The 17,197-nt window shown below is 51.2% G+C and carries 15 protein-coding genes and 1 pseudogene; 12 read left to right on the forward strand and 4 right to left on the reverse strand.

The window, feature by feature from the left end; all coding sequences use genetic code 11:
• The gene (locus ACLGLO_RS00375; protein ID WP_492128445.1) at positions 1-1,521 is read right to left on the reverse strand and encodes an ABC transporter ATP-binding protein; all 1,521 of its coding nucleotides are present in this window, start codon (positions 1,519-1,521) and stop codon (positions 1-3) included.
• A gap of 45 nt (positions 1,522-1,566) precedes the next feature.
• Positions 1,567-2,925 carry a BMP family lipoprotein gene (locus ACLGLO_RS00380; protein WP_492128446.1) on the reverse strand — a complete coding sequence of 453 codons (1,359 nt, stop codon included), beginning with the start codon at positions 2,923-2,925 and terminating at the stop codon, positions 1,567-1,569.
• 99 nt (positions 2,926-3,024) lie between these two features.
• On the opposite strand from ACLGLO_RS00380, the gene ACLGLO_RS00385 reads away from it, so the two are divergent.
• The 4 genes from ACLGLO_RS00385 (at position 3,025) to ACLGLO_RS00400 (ending at position 7,408) form a co-directional block, all read left to right on the forward strand.
• Positions 3,025-3,480: a peroxiredoxin gene (locus tag ACLGLO_RS00385; protein WP_492128447.1), complete on the forward strand. Its 456-nt coding sequence runs from the start codon at positions 3,025-3,027 to the stop codon at positions 3,478-3,480.
• A gap of 130 nt (positions 3,481-3,610) precedes the next feature.
• Positions 3,611-4,123 (forward strand): 4Fe-4S dicluster domain-containing protein, encoded by a 513-nt coding sequence (locus ACLGLO_RS00390; RefSeq protein WP_492128448.1) that lies wholly within the window; start codon positions 3,611-3,613, stop codon positions 4,121-4,123.
• Positions 4,116-6,017 (forward strand): aldehyde ferredoxin oxidoreductase family protein, encoded by a 1,902-nt coding sequence (locus ACLGLO_RS00395; protein ID WP_492128449.1) that lies wholly within the window; start codon positions 4,116-4,118, stop codon positions 6,015-6,017. Before ACLGLO_RS00390 ends, ACLGLO_RS00395 begins: the two co-directional genes overlap by 8 nt.
• 38 nt (positions 6,018-6,055) lie before the next feature.
• Positions 6,056-7,408 carry an amino acid permease gene (locus ACLGLO_RS00400; RefSeq protein WP_492128450.1) on the forward strand — a complete coding sequence of 451 codons (1,353 nt, stop codon included), beginning with the start codon at positions 6,056-6,058 and terminating at the stop codon, positions 7,406-7,408.
• Here the strand turns inward: ACLGLO_RS00400 and ACLGLO_RS00405 are convergent.
• Positions 7,396-8,115, reverse strand: coding sequence for an HAD family hydrolase (locus ACLGLO_RS00405; RefSeq protein WP_492128451.1), 720 nt, complete (start codon positions 8,113-8,115; stop codon positions 7,396-7,398). The two genes, ACLGLO_RS00400 and ACLGLO_RS00405, sit on opposite strands and share 13 nt — an antisense overlap.
• Before the next feature lie 323 nt (positions 8,116-8,438).
• On the opposite strand from ACLGLO_RS00405, the gene ACLGLO_RS00410 reads away from it, so the two are divergent.
• The 4 genes and pseudogenes from ACLGLO_RS00410 (at position 8,439) to ACLGLO_RS00425 (ending at position 11,521) form a co-directional block, all read left to right on the forward strand.
• Entirely contained in the window at positions 8,439-9,746 is a 1,308-nt protein-coding gene (locus tag ACLGLO_RS00410; RefSeq protein WP_492128452.1) for an RNA-guided endonuclease InsQ/TnpB family protein, read from the forward strand.
• 22 nt (positions 9,747-9,768) lie between these two features.
• Positions 9,769-10,140 (forward strand): annotated as a pseudogene (locus ACLGLO_RS00415) (2-oxoacid:ferredoxin oxidoreductase subunit alpha); the annotation flags it as partial.
• Positions 10,141-10,167: 27 nt separating this feature from the next.
• Entirely contained in the window at positions 10,168-10,590 is a 423-nt protein-coding gene (locus ACLGLO_RS00420; protein ID WP_492129183.1) for a hypothetical protein, read from the forward strand.
• Complete coding sequence (locus ACLGLO_RS00425) at positions 10,580-11,521, forward strand: 2-oxoacid:ferredoxin oxidoreductase subunit beta (RefSeq protein WP_492128453.1); 942 nt, start codon at positions 10,580-10,582, stop codon at positions 11,519-11,521. The genes ACLGLO_RS00420 and ACLGLO_RS00425 overlap by 11 nt, the downstream gene beginning before the upstream one ends.
• A gap of 534 nt (positions 11,522-12,055) precedes the next feature.
• Here ACLGLO_RS00425 and ACLGLO_RS00430 read toward each other — a convergent pair.
• Positions 12,056-12,868: a hypothetical protein gene (locus ACLGLO_RS00430; RefSeq protein ID WP_492128454.1), complete on the reverse strand. Its 813-nt coding sequence runs from the start codon at positions 12,866-12,868 to the stop codon at positions 12,056-12,058.
• 156 nt (positions 12,869-13,024) lie between these two features.
• Here ACLGLO_RS00430 and ACLGLO_RS00435 point away from each other — a divergent pair, with 156 nt between their 5' ends.
• Genes ACLGLO_RS00435 through ACLGLO_RS00450 form a run of 4 tightly spaced genes read left to right on the forward strand, consistent with a single transcriptional unit; the run spans position 13,025 to position 17,193 of the window.
• On the forward strand, positions 13,025-13,489 hold the full coding sequence (locus ACLGLO_RS00435) for an archaellin/type IV pilin N-terminal domain-containing protein (RefSeq protein WP_492128455.1): 465 nt from the start codon (positions 13,025-13,027) through the stop codon (positions 13,487-13,489).
• Positions 13,490-13,544: 55 nt separating this feature from the next.
• Positions 13,545-14,303 carry a DUF4234 domain-containing protein gene (locus ACLGLO_RS00440; protein WP_492128456.1) on the forward strand — a complete coding sequence of 253 codons (759 nt, stop codon included), beginning with the start codon at positions 13,545-13,547 and terminating at the stop codon, positions 14,301-14,303.
• 45 nt (positions 14,304-14,348) lie between these two features.
• A complete protein-coding gene (locus tag ACLGLO_RS00445) occupies positions 14,349-15,764 on the forward strand; it encodes a type II/IV secretion system ATPase subunit (protein ID WP_492129184.1) in 1,416 nt (471 codons plus the stop codon).
• A complete protein-coding gene (locus tag ACLGLO_RS00450; RefSeq protein WP_492128457.1) occupies positions 15,739-17,193 on the forward strand; it encodes a hypothetical protein in 1,455 nt (484 codons plus the stop codon). The genes ACLGLO_RS00445 and ACLGLO_RS00450 overlap by 26 nt, the downstream gene beginning before the upstream one ends.
• Positions 17,194-17,197 lie beyond the last annotated feature (4 nt).

Genomic DNA, 17,197 nt, shown 5'->3' on the forward strand with positions numbered 1-17,197 from the left:
TCAACCCCCTATCTCGCTCAGCCTGTATCCTCCCATCATCATCCCTATCGTCTTTTCATTCAAAGATGAGGACTCAGCTATTCCCATGAACTGACCTTCATACATAACAGCAACTCTGTCTGTGAGGTCGAGAATCTCGTCGAGGTCGCTGGAAACTAGGACAACCGCCTTACCCTCGCTCTTCAATCCGAGCAGGAGCTTCCTTATGTACTCGGTTGCACCGACATCGAGCCCCCTCGTAGGCTGAGAGGCTATGATCAGCTCCGGCATCTTCGAGAGCTCCCTCCCCACGACAACCTTCTGCTGATTCCCCCCGCTCAAGCTCCGAACGGGGGAAGCGAGAGAAGAAACGACGATTTCATACTGGTCGACGAGCTTCCCGGTGTGCTGGAGTATATTCTTCATGTTGAACAGCTGCATTGGAAGGAGGAACTCCCTCCTCTTATGGATTCCCAGGATCGCGTTCTCCCAGACGCTCATGTCCAGGATGAGCCCAGTCTTGTGCCTATCCTCTGGGATGTGTGCGAGGCCCATGGAGTACAGCCTCGCAGGAGAGGAGTTCGTGACATCGGCACCCTTGAAGACGACCTTCCCCTTCTCTGCCCTCCTCAAACCGGTGATCGCCTCTATCAGCTCGCTCTGGCCGTTCCCCTCGACCCCCGCTATTCCGAATATCTCTCCCTTCCTCACGTGGAAGCTCACTCCCTTCACCGCCCAGGAGCCATCCCACCTCTTCACCCAGAGGTCCTCAACCTCCAGGATCTTCTCTCCAGCCTGCACCTTCGGCTTCTCCAGCTTCAGGAAAACCTCCCTCCCTACCATGAGCTTAGCAAGCTCCTCGGCGGTTGTCTGCGGAGTCAGAACTTTCCCGCTCACCTTTCCCTTTCTGAGCACCGTTACTCTGTCGGTGATCTCGAGCACTTCCTTCAACTTGTGGGAGATGAAGAGGACTGTCTTTCCCATCCTCTTCAGATTCCTTAAGCTTGAGAAGAATTCTCCTACCTCCTCGCTAGTCATGTTTGTGGTTGGCTCATCTAGGATTAAGATCTCCGCCCCCCTGTAGAGCACCTTGAGGATTTCGATCTTCTGGGCAATTCCCAGGGAGAGGTCTTCAACTCTCTCATTTAGAGGAACCTTCATTCCTGTGCTGCTCATCAGATCCTCCAGGCTTGTCTTCGGCTTGAAGTCCGAGGGGAGGCCCAGCTCGATGTTTTCTCGGGCTGTGAAGACGGGGACGAGCGCAGGGTGCTGGTGCACCATCCCAATCCCCATTCTTATAGCATCTGCGCTGCTCCTGAAGCTGACTTCCTTCCCGTAGACCCTGATCTTTCCCTTCGTGGGCCTTATGTTGCCGTAGAGGATCCTCATGAGGGTCGTCTTTCCAGCTCCATTTTCACCGAGAATGCCGTGTATTTCCCCCCTGTTCACAGATATTGAAACTCCGCTCAGCGCAACTACTCCGTCTGGATAAATTTTCGAAATGTCCTCCATCTCGACAGCAACATTGTTTTGAGAGGACATACCAATTCAGCTCCAAAAAAAGGTTGGTTTTGATTGTACGTGAGGTTATCCTGTCGGAACTCCAAGGGAGGCCCTTATTTCTTTTATCTTTGATGAGTCGAGGGCGTTGTTGACTATGAGGGACTCTATGTAGGAGAATTTGACTCCGTTGGCCGAGATGTCCTTGTTTGTCTTGAGCGTCGCTGTCAGGTTGGCAACCGCATCCCAGATCCACTGAGGTATCGAGTTCCTCATCGCTGCAACCTGCTGGTATATCTGGGTTTGGTTGACGGTCTTTCCAGCCTGAGCAGCTATCTGGAGGAATGTGTTGAGGTCGTCAAGGGTGCTCAGAGAGACTCCTCCTGCACTTAGATCAAGGACGAGATTGCCTCCGTATCGAGAAACGTTTCCAGCATAGTAGCTGAGGGCCCTCTGGACGGCGTCGTAGACTCCAACATCAACCCTCTTCTCTACGCTGGCAATTATCAATCCTGGCTTTATCCAGTCTTGATCGCTGTCAACTCCTATAGCAAAGGGTGGCCCCATGGTCTTGCCGAGGGACTGAACTTTCTCCTGAACGGCATCGAATATTCCCAGACCTGTTGCCCCAGCTACATTGTAGACCACGGCAGCGCCCTGAGCGAGCTGGGCCTGAGCTGCTGTCTTGCCCTTTGCAGGATCATTGAAAGAACCGGTATATGTCCAGAGGACGTTCAGTGGAGTCACATTCTTCCCGGTGTACTGCTGATAGATCTGCTCTCCGTACCTTATCCCCCAGTAGTAGCCAGCTTCAAATTTGTACAGAACGGGAATCTCCATTCCCAGGACAATGCCTACTGAGGAGTAGTTGTAGTAGTGCGCTATCAGCGCTGCCAGAGCTCCTGCCAGTGCGCTACCCTGCTCTTCAGTGAATGTTATGCTGAGAACGTTGGGCTGGTTCACAACAGCATCGATGATTGCGAAGTTCTGGTTGGGATATTGGGCTGCTGTTTGGTTCACCGCATCAGCCATGAGAAAGCCGACAGCTACTATGACGACGCAGCTGTTGCTCTGCGCGAAAGTGTTGAGGTTCGGCAGGTAGTCGTTCTGCGAAGTGCTCTGGGCCTCAACGAGCTTCAGCCCGAAGTCTTTTGCTGCCTTGCTCGCCCCGAGGTAGGCCATATCGTTGAAGCTCAGATCACCCCTTCCTCCAACATCGTAAACAATGCAGATGCTGTTCTTTGAAAGCTGGGCCGTCGTTGTCTTTGTTTGCTGCTGCGTAGTCGATGGTGCTGTCGTAGTTGTCTGGGTTGTGGGTGTTGAGGCTGGAGACGTTGTTGTTGAGGGAGCTCCGCCTCCCCTTGTTGCCAGGTAGACTCCGGCAACAGCTACTATCAGAACAACGACCACTATGGCTATGACTGCTGAAGTAGAAATGCTCCTCATTCTCTTCACCTGAATGGGTGAATGAAATTATAGACGGGTTTTATTTAAGCTTTTCTTCGATTAATACTTATCAAAAATTGAAAATGAGGTGGCATGAATTTGGAACTGCTCGAAAGCGTTGTGCTGGATCAGGAGGGGAGAGAAGTCAAGCTTGGCGAGCTGATAGGAGGGAAGTGGACTGTCCTTTATTTCTATCCGAAGGACAACACTCCCGGGTGCACCCTCGAAGGAAGAGAGTTCACAGAGCTCCTTGAGGAGTTCAAAAAGCTCGGAGTCCAGGTGTATGGAGTGAGCAGGGATTCTCCATCTTCCCACCGCGAGTTCAAGAGGAAAAACGAGATACTCGTCCCGCTGCTGTCAGATCCCGATGGAAGGATACACAAAATGTTGGGAGCGTGGGGAAAGAAGAGGGGTGGTAGGGAAGGGGCGTTGAGGAGTACTTTCATCATCGACCCCTCGGGAAAGATAGTGTGGAGCAGAATTGGTGTGAGCCCAAAGGGTCACGCTAGGGAAGTCTTGGAAGCAGTGAGGAATCTCTCGGGAGAAGTGAAGTGAGGACCCATTTAAAAAGCGTGAGGAAGGCAGATCGAGCATAAAAATCGAACACGCAGCTATCAAAGATGCAGAGAAAAGTTTTTATAGAAAGACTTCCTCCTTTTTCAGTCCATGGTGATCCTATGAGCCAATGGGGTTGCATGTAGGAGCGGACCCCACCAGATGCTCGGGTTGCAGGTACTGCGAGCTCTGGTGCTCCTTCAAGCATGAAGGGGTCTTCTCTCCGTACTTCTCCAGGATAAAAGTCGTTAAGGACGACCTTCTGAAGGTTGACTTTCCGCTGACGTGCCAGAACTGCTCGGATGCCCCTTGCATGGCCTCCTGTCCAACTTCAGCGATATACAGAGATGAAAGCACTGGGGCCTTGAAGGTGAACGAGGATCTCTGTATAGGCTGCGGTTCATGCGTAAGTGCGTGCCCATACGGCTATCTTTCGCTGAACAAGCTGTCTCTGAAGCCTCTTTTCTGTGATTTGTGCGGCGGGGAGCCGGAGTGCGTGAAGAGGTGCCCAACGGGAGCGCTCTTCCTCAGCAGAGAACCCATATCGAGAGATGCTGAAGATTCCCCATTCGGGAGTGAATATGCTTTGGCGCTACGGGAAGGAATGAAGCTCAGGAGGGTCTGGGTGGGGAGGAGTGGGTAAGCTTAACGGCTACGCGGGAAAGGTGCTCAGGATAAACCTCTCGTCCAAAGAGTTCAGGTACGAAGAGCTGAAGCTAGCTGATGCCAGGGGATTCATTGGAGGGAGGGGATTGAACGCGAGAAGGCTTTACGATGAGGTGCCTCCCGATGTGAGCCCTCTATCCCCAGAGAACAAGCTCTTGATAGCGACTGGACCTGTTGCTGGGACAGGGTTTCCTCTGGGAACAAGGGTTAATGTTAGCTCAAAATCTCCCCTCACCGGGATCCTTGGAGATTCGAATGCCGGCGGCCACTTCGGCTCCGAGATGAAGTATGCGGGCGTCGATCAGATAATCATTGAGGGGAAGAGCGAGAAGCCGGTTTACATTTATGTAAGCAGCAGAAGCGTAGAGATCAGAGATGCTGAAGGAATATGGGGGGAGAGGATATCCAGGGCATACGAAATGATAAGGAAGGAGCTCAGGGACTACAGGGCTCAAATTGCTGTCATAGGACCTGCTTCTGAGAACGGAGTCCTGTTCGGAGGGGTATTCTTTAATGTTGTGAGGCCAGCTGCCAGAACGGGAATGGGGACAGTAATGGCATCGAAGAATGTTAAAGCTATAGCTGTCAGGGGGGACGGCTATGTAGAGGTGGCGAAGCCTAGGGAGTTCGAGAGGATCGTCGAAGAGGTAGAGAGGCTGGTTTACTCTCACGAGCAGTACTGGCCGAGGAGGATCATGGGAACGACTAGGATCCTTCTTGCCGGAAACAGGATAGGGATGCTCCCAGCCCACCACTTCAAAAGAGGAGAAGTCGACTTCGCATTCGAAGTGAGCGGGGAGCTTTTAGCGCTTAAGCACAACGTGAAGACGAGGGCGTGCTTCTCCTGCGTGGTGCCATGCAGCAGAGTCTACACTTACAGGAGCTCGAGGGAGGGCCCTCTGATATCTGAAGGGCTCGAGTACGAATCTCTTGCTGGAATGACCGTGAGAATTGGGAACAGGGATTTGAAAAAGGCCCTCGAGGCAGTCGATCTCCTGAACGATCTGGGGATGGATGCGATAACAACGAGCGAAGTCATCTCGTGGGCAATGGAGCTTTTTGAGAGAGGGGAGCTCAGAGAAGAGGAGACAGGCGGGCTGAAGCTTGAATGGGGGAACATGGAGGCAGTTATGGAGCTGATAGAGCAGATCGCCTACAGGATGGGATTCGGAGCTGTGCTCTCCGAAGGCGTTGCGAGGGCTGCTGAGAAGCTGGGAAGGGGGAAGGACATAGCCTTCCACGTGAAGAAGCTGGAAATGATACAGGCAGACCCAAGGGCGTTGAAGGGATACGGGCTGGGGTTCGCAGTTGCCAGCAGGGGGGCGGACCATCTGAGGTCTGAACCTTTCATAGAGCTGAGCGACGACCCGGAGGTTGGGAAGCAGCTGTTCGGCGAGCCGGAGGCCACGCTCCGCTTAGGAGTTAGGGGTAAGGGGAAGCTGGTTGCTCACTACGAAAACATATGCGCCATCGTTGACTCGCTGGAAGTCTGCAAGAACTTGGCCGAGAACATGGATCTCCTCAGCTATGAATTGGCTTCGAGGCTGCTTACAAGCATAACGGGACTTGAGTTCTCCCCGCAGGAAGTTAAGGCCGTTGGGGAAAGGATCGTCAACCTCGAAAGGGCCTACATAGTCAGGGAGGGGATAAGGAGAAAGGACGACTACCTACCAGAGCGCTTCCTGAAGGTGCCGATTTCCAATGGAAAGTCTAAGGGACAGATCATTGAGCTCGACAGGATGCTGGACGAGTACTACGAAGTTAGAGGGTGGGACAGGAATACAGGTCTCCCCAGAGAGGCAACTCTTGTGAAGCTAGGGCTGGCAGATGTCGCGCATGATTTGAAGAGGAGGGGGATAGAGCTAGCCTGATTTTTTTTCTGAAGTTATTAGTGCGGAGGTGAGCACTCATGAGCGACCTAGATTCTCTGAAAAAGAAAGTCGAAGAAAGGGAAAGAGGCCTTCTCAAGATCCTCTCTCACGGGCAGTTGGTGATGCTTTCGATAGGCTCCGCCATAGGAACGGGGCTTTTCCTCGGAAGCGGCTTCGCAATCAAGCTCGCAGGACCAGGTGCTGCTCTTTCATTTGTGCTGGGAGCAGTGATAGCGTACACCGTGGGCCTCTCGCTGGCTGAGATGACGAGGGCTGTTCCGAGCACTGGTTCCTTTGGAAACCACGCTGAGCTCTTCGTTGGGAGGTACTTGGGGTTCGCGGTCAAGTACATGTACTGGTTCGCAGAAGTGTTCGCAATAGGTGCGGACCTCGTCGCTGCTTCGATCTACATGTCGTACTGGTTCCCCGGGGTCAATCCCGTCATCTGGATGCTGGTCTTCGGTGCCGCTCTGCTTTTCCTCAACTCGATTAAAGTCAATGCTTTGGGAGGTGTGGAGTACATCCTTTCAATGATCAAGAGCAGCGCTGTGGCGCTGTTCATAGTTATCGGTTCATACATAATCCTCAGGCCATCGAGCTTCGGGCTTTCGCCTCTCAGCATCAATGCCGAGAGCCTTCTCCCCAACGGAATCTTTGGTGTCTGGCTAGCAACAGTCGTAGCTGTTTACTCGTTCATCGGGGTTGAAGTGGTTGGAGTTGCCTCTGGGGAAGCGAAGGATCCCGAGAACGATGCTCCCAAGGCGTTCAGGAGCACGCTATCTCTTCTGACCATCCTCTATGTAGCATCGATCATTGTCATTGTGAGCATGATACCATGGACGGCTGCCGGAGTCAAGGAGAGCCCATTCGTAACTGCTTTCAGCCTTGTCGGGATACCGGCGGCAGCCTCCATAACGAACTTCTTAGTCCTCACAGCAGCTTTGTCTGGGGCGAATGCTGACCTCTACCTCAGCTCGAGGATGCTGTTCTCTCTGGCCAGGGGCGGAATGGCACCAAAGAAGCTCGGCGAGCTGAACAGGTTCAAGGTTCCTTTCAATGCTGTCTCAGCATCAATGATTGGAGTTGCGGCGATGTCCATTCTGACGTACATGTACGGTTCATCTTCATCATATCTGATAGCGTTCGGGATTGCTGCCTTCGGAGGAATATTCACTTGGCTCTCAATACTGCTGGCGCACATATCTTTCAGGAGGAAGATGGGCAGATTCCCCTTGATATCAATTGTCGGCTCAGCAATGCTCCTCGGCGTGCTTGCGAGCACTGCCGTGACTCCAGGGATAGAGGTGACAATTCCTTCCGGTGCCGTCGTTTTGGGAGCGCTGACGGCTGTCTATGCCCTAGCTTTGAAGCGCAGGGCTCAGCGAACGTAGCGGAGTATTTCTCTGAGGTCGTCTGCTGATGCAATGCTGTTAGCCAGGCACAGCTCGTGTAAACTTTTTTCCTTCCTGTACTGGTAGAGGCCCTTGTAGAGGACGGCCCTCATTCCGAAAGAAATCGGGCCAAGATAGTCCTCTACGCATGAATCTCCCACATGCAAGATGCGCTCTGCCTGTATTCCGAGCCTGCTCTGAGCTTTAGCGAAGATTGCTGGATTGGGCTTCTCTACCCCCTCATCAGATGACGACACAATTGCATCCAGGAACTGGGATATCCCCCTCCTCCCGAGAATTTTCCAGAGAGACTTCTCTGGAAAGGAGGTGTTGCTTACAACAGCGATCCTGACTCCGAGGTTCTTCAGCTCTTCAAGAATATCTGGAACTCCAGGACCGAGCTTGACTTCGTACTTTTCAATCTCTTCGATATATCTCTGCTTAAGAGCTTCCAGCCCTGCTCCACTGAGGCTTAATCCTAGGGAAGATGCTATTAGCTTCAGAAAAGCCTCGTAAGGAACTGACAGGGAGTACTTCCTCAGGTGGGTGAAGCTCTTCTTGAGGAGTTCGCTGTCGAAGGAGAACCCAACTTCTTCCAGACCTCTCTGTATTGCTTTCAGCCTCATTTCCTGGTACTTGGCCTCATCCTCTTCCGTTTCATATATCAGCGTGTACCATAGATCGAAGGTTATTCCCATCAGCTTCATGATGCATCATCGCGCTGATCTGTGAGCATCTGAGTTTATATTTGATTATCTGTTTGGCGTTTTTTACGCTTCTCTGCCCCGCAAGAACCGGCCCGGGGCGTATATGCTATGTTTTATATAAAAAATGCTATAAAATAACAATGAGAGGTGCCTTGAGGGCTGTAATGTATTTAATATTTGTAGGAAAAGTTTATAAGTATTGATATTATAAAAAATAATGATATAAGCGATGTTGATGAACGTATGCTGAGACCTAAGGAAGTTTGCAGGCTTCTCGGTGTAAGTTACTCTGCTGAAAGCTTCTAAATGAGGTCGAAAGGTAATTGAGTGAAGCGTTGAGAATAACCAGGACTGTTGTTGTCAAGAGCATTAAACTTCCGAGGAAAACATTCAGATTCTTTGTTGAGCTTGAAGGTATGTACAGAAACATGGTTGAACAACTAGCAGTCTATGCTGCTAGGAATGATATAAGCAGCTTCATCAGGCTCAAAGCATTGAAGTATTATGAAATGAGAAAGCTCTACCCTCATTTGCCATCTCACTACGCTTACACAGCATGCCAGGATGCTGCTGCTAGGGCTGAGAGCTTCCTCAAACTGAAGGAGGAAGGTCTTGCTAAGAGTGAGCTTCCGAAAGTTAGGAGGATAACGATATGGTTAGACGACCGCCTGTGGAAGCCAAAAGGCTATACATCTATAGAAATTGCTACTCATAGAGGAAGGGTGCCAGTTGAAATTGAGCCCCACAAGCAGTACTGGAAGTACGTAAATAGGGGTTGGAGACTATCTAGTGAAGCCAAGGTAAAGCTGGATAGAAGGAGCAGACAGCTAATAATCTACCTATCCTTCTTCAAAGATGTCGAAGAGTATGAGCCAAAAGGCTTCATCTCCGTAGATGTCAATGAGAATAACGTGGCAATATTGGTTGACAATGCTCCTTATCTGCTTGAGACAAACACCAAGGATGTTGTATTAGGCTACTACTACCGAAGGAAGAGGGTTCAGGAGAAGTATGATAAAGCATATGGAACTAAGTCTAGAACGAAAAGAAAGGTTCTGAGGAAGCTCAAGGAGAAGCACAGGAAAGAGGACATCAGGTGGAAGATTGCGAACATAATTGTTAGAAATGCCTATAGGAAGCACCATGCTATAGTTCTTGAGAACCTAGGAGATAACCCTGCTGAAGGAATGATTAAGAAAATCAAGGATGAGCAGCTCAGGCACAGGATATTTCAAGCATCCTTCAGAGGAGTTCAGGAAGCCGTAGAGGAGAAGGCGAAGGAATACGGCGTTCCAGTGCTCTACGTGGATTCAAGGAACACCTCTAGAACATGCCCTGTACATAACTCAAGAATAATTTATAGAAACGGTTCTAGAATCGGGAAGTGCTCAAAAGGCGGAGAGCTGTGGCACAGAGATGTTGTAGCTGTATGGAATCTCCTCCGTAGAGTCCACCTAGGCGATGGGAGCAGTGCTCCAAGCCTAGGTGGCCCAACTCTAGATGGGAGCCCCGTGCCGTTGGGCTCGACGGCCGCCCATGAACCCATAGGGATAGCTAAATCTCTATGGACGAGGTGGAACTCCCTAGATGTGAACATGAAAACATATAAAGCGATTGGGATGAACATCTAGGGAGAAACGGTCACAGTCTGATCTCATGGCTGCAATATTCTCAGGCCACGGCGAATTCCCCAGGGTAGTGATATCCTCCGGCGATCACGAGGAAGCCATCGCAGACGCAGCAGAAGCATTCAACATAGCCGAGAAGTACCAGGTCCCCGTCATCCACCTCCTGGACAAGTTCCTGGCAAATTCCACAGCTGTGATCCGGCTTCCTAACTTTGAGGATTTCAGGATAGAGAGGGGAAAGATCTACTCGGGAGGCGATGTTCCCTACAAGAGGTTCGACCTGTCTTCAGCGATCTCTCCGAGGGCCTTCATAGGGCAGGGAAACGCGGTTATGTGGTACACCGGAGATGAGCACGATGAATACGGGCACATCACAGAGGACCCTGAGAACAGAATACTTATGTACAGGAAGAGGATGGAGAAGATGAGGCTGATCGAGGAAGAGATACCTGCTGAAAAGAAGGTAGTTCTCGAGGGTCATAGGGATCCGGACTTTCTGATAATTGGATGGGGCTCAGTGAAGGGAGTAGCGGTCGAAGCTTCTGAGAGAATGGAGAAAAAGCTTGGTCTCAGGTTTTCATATGTCAATGTGAAGATGCTTTGGCCATTCCCGAAGAAGGAGGTGATGCGGATCCTTTCGGATATCCCGAGCGAGAGGATAATAGCTGCTGAGCACAGCTATACTGCCAGCATCTCGTCGCTCATGTCCATGGAGCTCGGAAGGGGGGCTGGAAGCAAGATAATCAAGTACACGGGGAGGCCTATGATGCTGAACGAATTTTCTGATGCTCTGGAGAAGATCGCTTCAGGAAGAGCGAGAGAGGTGGTTCTCAGAGATGGCGCCTGAGTTAAGCTACAGGACGGGCATATGGATAGACTGGTGCCCTGGATGCGGGAACTTCGGCATACTTGCCGCGCTCACGAAGGCCCTCGAGGAAATGAAGGCGGATCCAAACAGAACCGTGATAGTTTCCGGAATAGGGTGCTCGGGGAAAATTGCCCACTTCATAAACGCGAATGGAGTGCACACGCTGCATGGGAGGGCCATACCATTTGCCATGGGGATTAAGCTCGCAAGGCCGGAGCTGAACGTCTTCGTCAATGGAGGAGACGGAGATCTTCTTGGCATTGGGGCAGGCCACTTCGTAGCCCTAGGAAGGAGGAACCTGGACATTGTGGTCATGATGCACAACAACGGGGTATACGGGCTCACGAAGGGGCAGGCATCCCCGACCCTTCAGCTGAATGCGAGGACCAAAGCGCTCGCGGCTCCTAACATTCAGAGCCCCCTGAACCCGATCATGCTCGCCCTCGCATCCGGGTACACCTTCGTGGCGAGGGGATACGCTTTCGATGGAAACCACCTGAAAGAGCTGATCAAGGAAGCGGCTAAGCATGAGGGTGCTGCGTTCATAGATGTGCTGCAGCCGTGTGTGACCTTCAATGATATTTACACCGCCGAGTTCTACAGGAAGGCCATATACAAGCTGGGAGCTGGGGAGAGCTGGGATCCCTATGTGAGGGACCATAGCGAGGCTGAAGAGAAGCTCATCAAGGCCATGGAGAAGGCCTCTGAGTGGGGAAGTAGAATACCAGTTGGAGTCTTCTACTCCAACCCCCTCGTCCCTTCGTTTGAGAAGAGGCTCTCGGGAGAGCTCGGAGGGATCTATCCTGAGAGGAATCCATCTAATGCGATGATAGAGGCTGGAGGCAGGACGCGGGTAAGCGGGGAAATGTTCGAGGAGCTCTTCCGGAGCTTCATTGTCAGCAGGAAATGATGAGAGAGCTTTTTTATATATTCAAGAAATTTTTTCAAAATTCTCATAATATAATGAATCATGGTTGAAGCGATCGATGCAGTCTGCGGTTTGGGGGTGGAAAGCAGAGGAGTCCAAGCATCTTCCACAGAGGGATCATCTTCTCGATCACCGCGCGGCAGAAGATGCAGATGAGGGCTCTGGGAGGGGTTACCATGAAAGGGAGAGAGGGCAATGATACGCTCCCGATGAACTCGAGAGGGAGATTGAGCCTGATGAGCCATAAGGCTTACAACTATCGGCCTCAGAAGGCCTCAAAACTTCATGCTGGAGGCATAGTACTGGTTATTCAATTTTGCTTGAGGTTTGCCTCCCGCATGCATTAATTATAGCTTATGAGCTTCAATCCCCGCCTTAAAAGGCGAGTCTTTCTGTTGCAACTGATTGAGAAGTGCTCTGTGAAGAGCTTGTCTGAGAAGTTGTTGTTTTTAATGTCATTTTGGCAGGAGCAGTTGAAGTCGATTGAGACTGAGGAAAGAGCAAATGCACTGAAAGCTATGGATAGAGAAGAAAGTCTGCAGCCTTCTCGTCATATGATGAGCACTCCCCTTTCTTCGACAGAGACTTTTTAATGTAGTTTTTCTTCTTAGAGAGGAGGATAGCGAGGATAGATGCCCCAGCCATAAGAGCAACAACAGCGAGAACTGCGCTGAAGTAGGAAAGGGCTACTAAGGAGAGGACAGTTGCCAGTGCGGCTGCGTTTATCCATGCATTGTACTTCCTCGCCGTTTTGCTTTTTTCGGCATCTTCCTTCAGCTTCTTGCACTCCCTTCCGATCTCAGCGATTTTCGCTGGACCCGGATATAGGGCCGTCATTATGAGCGTGGAAGTCAGACATGCCGCTGCCCCGATCTTCTCCCTCTCATCTTTCCTCTTCCCCGTCCACTTTGCGATCTCTCTCTGGATGTAGCTCAGCGACGGCTTGAAGCTCTCAACGCATTCCTTGATGCTCTTCTCCGAGATGAGTGCCTCCGCTTCTCTGGGAGAAAATTCCTTATTTCTCGAACGGAATATCCCGTACCCCCCTGAGATGAGCTCCTGGGAAAAATATATGGCGAGCCCAAGGACAGCCATGGCCTCCTCTTTCCTGTTTTTAACGTATAGCTTCCTCGCCTCCAGCGCTGCGTTCAAAATCCATACTGGTGAGTAGAACCTTCTGTAGGAAAGCCTTCTTCTGAGAGATACCCCTTGAGGGGCATTCTGCTCCGGAGAGCTCACAGCCTTCAGCATAGTTTCCATCTCTCTCTGCTGAAGGCCTATTATCTTGGCAACTTTTCTGGTTATCATCTCGTGGACTTCTGCCAGCAATTTCCAGCACCAATGCTCAGTGAAGCCATGCAGCTTTTCCTTTGCGGTCTCCCTCTAATGTTCTTTTCTCTGCCTCTTCGTGCAAACAGCGGAATTCAGGGCTCCTAAGCTTAATTGCAACAGCTTTTAAGCGGTTCTTCCTATTGGGAGGAAGAAATGTCGAGCGGAGCGAGTTTCAATAGGAGGAGAAAGAGAGGCATTAGCGAAATTGTTGCCGTGATGGCAATGCTGTTGATTGCTGTAGTTGCGGTCTTCGCACTGAGGGGGTGGATCTCTTCGCAGCAGTCCAGGCTGACAAGCCTAGATATGGCAACCGCGACCTATTCATCAGAAGTTGGAACGGGCGGGCAGTACATAATTTCCCTCGATGTAAGGAACAGCCTGCCGAACCAGCTCACTGTTCAAAACATAACAGTAGTGCTAGGAGATGGAACTGTCAAATATGCGAGGGATCTCTCTGGCCTGAGCCCCACTGTTCCCTCCACCATTGGCGCGAAGTCTGATCAGCTGTTTGTCTTCACGGTCAGCCCAGCTTCCGGTTCAACCGTTAAGCAGGTGAGCGTCCTAGTCCAGGACTCCTCTTCTGGGCAGATGCAGTGGATCTCTGCCATGGGAGGATAGCGGCAGGGAAATAGCTTATATAATATTTTTTTAAATTATTAAATGGTGGAAAAATTTGTCGTCTGAAGGAGAGAAATTGAACTCTCTTCTCAAAAAGGCCGAGTCCTTGAGCGAAGAAGCGAAGACGAGAGATTATAAAATGCCCATAATTCTTCCATTCACTCCTGCGATATTGACTGCAGCGGGAGCTTTCATAGCTTTGCTTGGGGTTGCGCTGAGCTTTTCCGCCCACCACGCTGGAGCCCCGCTCTTAACGATAGGAGCCGCAATATCGCTTGCTGGAGTCTTGATAAACTTCTACGTGATATACAAGTGGATCAGCAGGAGGAACGAGCACTTCGCCAGATCCCTATCATTTTACGAGACCGTTGTAGAAATAGCGGATGTCTTGAAGTTCAAGAGAGCCTTTTCAATGAAGTCGAGGCTGAATGAGCTGAAAGAAGCGAGCTCCGGAGAGAAGAACGCTGTGCTCGACACCATCCTCACTCTTATACCATTCTACATATTCTATGTGTATCACTACTTGAACAAGGACTTCTACAAGCATTCGGAGAAGGAGAAGCTGCTTATGAGCGACCTCTTCGATGAGCTGAGGGAGAAGATCCCCACTTTTACGCGGAGGGCTGAAGAGTTCCGGACAGTCCCTGAGAGGAGCACCTTCCTCTACGTGATCCTCACCATTCTCTTCGGCGGCTTCTTCTTAATATACTGGGTTTATACACTTGCAGCCGATCCAAACAACCACTTCGAAAGCCACATGCTGATGGAGAGAGAAATACTCAGCTCCTTAAAGGAGCTCGTTCCCAAAGAATGATGTTTTTTATATGTTCCCCCTTTTCTTATGGGGCTTGGGCAATTGATGCTTGAATTCTGGAAAGCTGGTCGCAGGAAGGCCCCAACCCGAAGAGTAACAGAGGAGCTCTCTCAAGGAAGCGTTAAGCTGTTTGAGAGTTGCAGAGCTTCATCAAAGGCAATAGCCTACTACAGCATAGGAGCCTACAGGGTTTCAATACAGGAGAAGGATGGAGAGTATTTTTACTGTGCTTCTCCTTTTGAGGACCTGAAAGAATTGACCGGAAAAATCGAAAGAATGCTCGACGATGTTGTTCTCCTTCTGAAGAAGGGGAATGATGTTGGAGACGTCCTGGCATCGGTTCTGGAAATCCCCAGGGAAGACGTGGCGAAGGCTCTCTACGTTCTGAACAGCGTCCTTGGATACGGAAAAGTTCAGGTGCTCCTGGATGACCCCTTCATAACAGATATAAGCATTGAGGGGGCCGGCAGCGTCTGGATAAGGCACTTCATAGTTGAATCCAACAGGCCGCAGCAGGACTTCGTGCAGACTAACATCTCCTTTGAAAGTGATGAAGATGTCGTCAGGCTGCAGCAGTTAATTGCAACGAAGTGCGGGACCTTCATAAGCACAAGCAATCCTATCGTAGATGCTCAGCTCCCCAAGAGAGACGGCGGTCACAGGGTCCACTTGGTATTCCCAACGATCTCTCAACTGAGGCCGGAAATAGTTGTGAGGAAGAGGATGCATTCTCCCCCAAGCATAGAGCAGCAAGTTGAAGCTGGAGTACTGCAAAGGGGAGTTGCTGAATTCTTCAAAAAGGTGCTGCTCGCAAGGGGGTCCCTCATCATCGCGGGCCCTCCGGGCTCGGGGAAGACCACACTGATGAGAAGCATTCTCCACTATCTAGTCCCCAGAACCTGGAAGGTTGTGGTTATAGAGGATACGGGAGAGATAGATCCCCCTCCAGGGGCGCCCTGGAGCAGGTACACAACTTTTGAGCTTGGAGCTGTGAAGGTCGATCTCTTCGACCTCGCCAAGGCCAGCCTCAGATCCTCCGGGACTAGGCTCATAGTTGTAGGAGAGACGAGGGGGAAGGAAGCGCAGGTTCTCGCCCAGGCTATGACGGCCGGGCTCGGGGCCCTCACATCCTTCCACGCCTCTTCTCCTGAAGAGGTAATCGGGAGGCTGATGGCCCCACCGATCGAACTCTCCCCCTCCCAGGTTGGGATGTTCCACTATGTGGCTGTGATGGGATACGGCGATGCTCCGAGAAGGCAGCTGAAGTCCCTCTCGGAGCTGATCTACAGCCACGAGGACGGAAGGGTTGAAGCCAGAGAGCTCTGGAGGAGAGGCAACGGTGCAGCTGCATCTGCAGAAGAGCTCCTCTCGAAATCGGTGAGGTTCAGCGAGCTGATGGGGAGGCTGGAGGGCTCAGTTGCGGAGGAGGAAGGGGGTGGGTACTCTGGGTCTCCTCTCTGAGATTGAGGAAAAGTACAAGCATGCAGTGGCCCTTACTGCAGCAGGAATAGAGGAGTACAGGAAAGCGGGGAGAGAGGTGAGGGAAGCATTCGCAACTGCGATGATATCTGGGCTTCTTGCTCTGGTATTTTTCCTCTTGAGGATCGATGCGCCTTTCGCCCCGCTGCTGGCCTCGGCTCCATTGCTACCATCCATTTGGAAGATAGCGAAGAGGGTAGCGACTTATTCGGATTTGAAGAAGAGGGTGGAAGAAGAGCTTCCATTCCTCATTGTTGCTTCAGCATCCGTCTCGAAGACAGGGCTCGAGCTGGCTGAAGCTCTGAAGTTCTCTTCGAACAGCAGATCCATGAAGGGGGTTAGGGTTCTCGGAGAGAGGTTTGTGAGGCTGTCTGAGCTTTTAGGAACGGGAGAGTCGCTCCGCTTCCTCCTGAGGATGGCTGGGAAGAAGGCGAGAGGCATCCTGATCGATTACATAGCATCTCTGAGCTCGGGGGCGGCTCCGATCATGCTCAAAGAGAGGGCACGAGAGGTGATGAAGGATGCTGAGGCTGAGATAGAGAAGAGCATTCAGAGCAGGATCACGCTTTCTGTGCTCATGATAGTTCTCCTCGGTATGGCCCCAAGCTTGCTGATAGGATTTCAGAACCTCCAGAGCTTTGGAAGTGTTGCTTATGAATCGAGAAGATCCGGCCTCGCTTATGCCTTGGTATTCCTCACTGCGATCCCTCTGGCTGTGAAAGCAGTTCCAGAGTATCCTCCGACGATGAGGATAGTATTTTCTGAGAAGCTCGGCAGGCTTCTGAACGCATTGGGTACATTCGGCTCCGCTCTGCTCTTTGTTCCACTATTGGATTTGCTCTTATGGGGAAAAGCTGGAGATTTTTCATCTCACCTCCTGGTCTTCAGCACCCTCTCAATCCTCTCGACCTTCCCCTCTTTTCTCCTTACAGTTAAGGCTACCTTCGCTTTCCCCGTTGAGAAGGTCGTCGAAAACATGCTTGACAGAGTAAGAGTTTGGAGGAACCTGACATCTGATGAGATAATGAGAGGGGATGAGAAGCTGAGACGGGGGGCGAGGCCCTGGATCTTCGATTATATCGCAGACATGGTACCCTTCTTCAAGACGATCGGAGATATAGACCCAAGCACATTCCAGATATTTGCCGAGTTCATCTACGAAGGAAAGAGGCACATGAGGAAGTTCTCCCAGATCCTCTTAGTGGTTGCCGCAACTGCTGCTCTGTCTCCTTACATGAGCGCTATAATGCTAGGATTGGGAGGACCCCCTTTCCCCTCTCAAGTTGCCACTGCCTATCTCGGCACTCTCGCCTACGGCTTTGCTGCCGAAAGGATAGCCCTGGGGCACAGCAGAAGCACAGTTCTCCCCTCCATTTCATCCATTATCTTTGCCCTCACTCTGCACATTTGAGTTA

Source organism: Fervidicoccus sp. SLHALR4, from assembly GCF_058692745.1.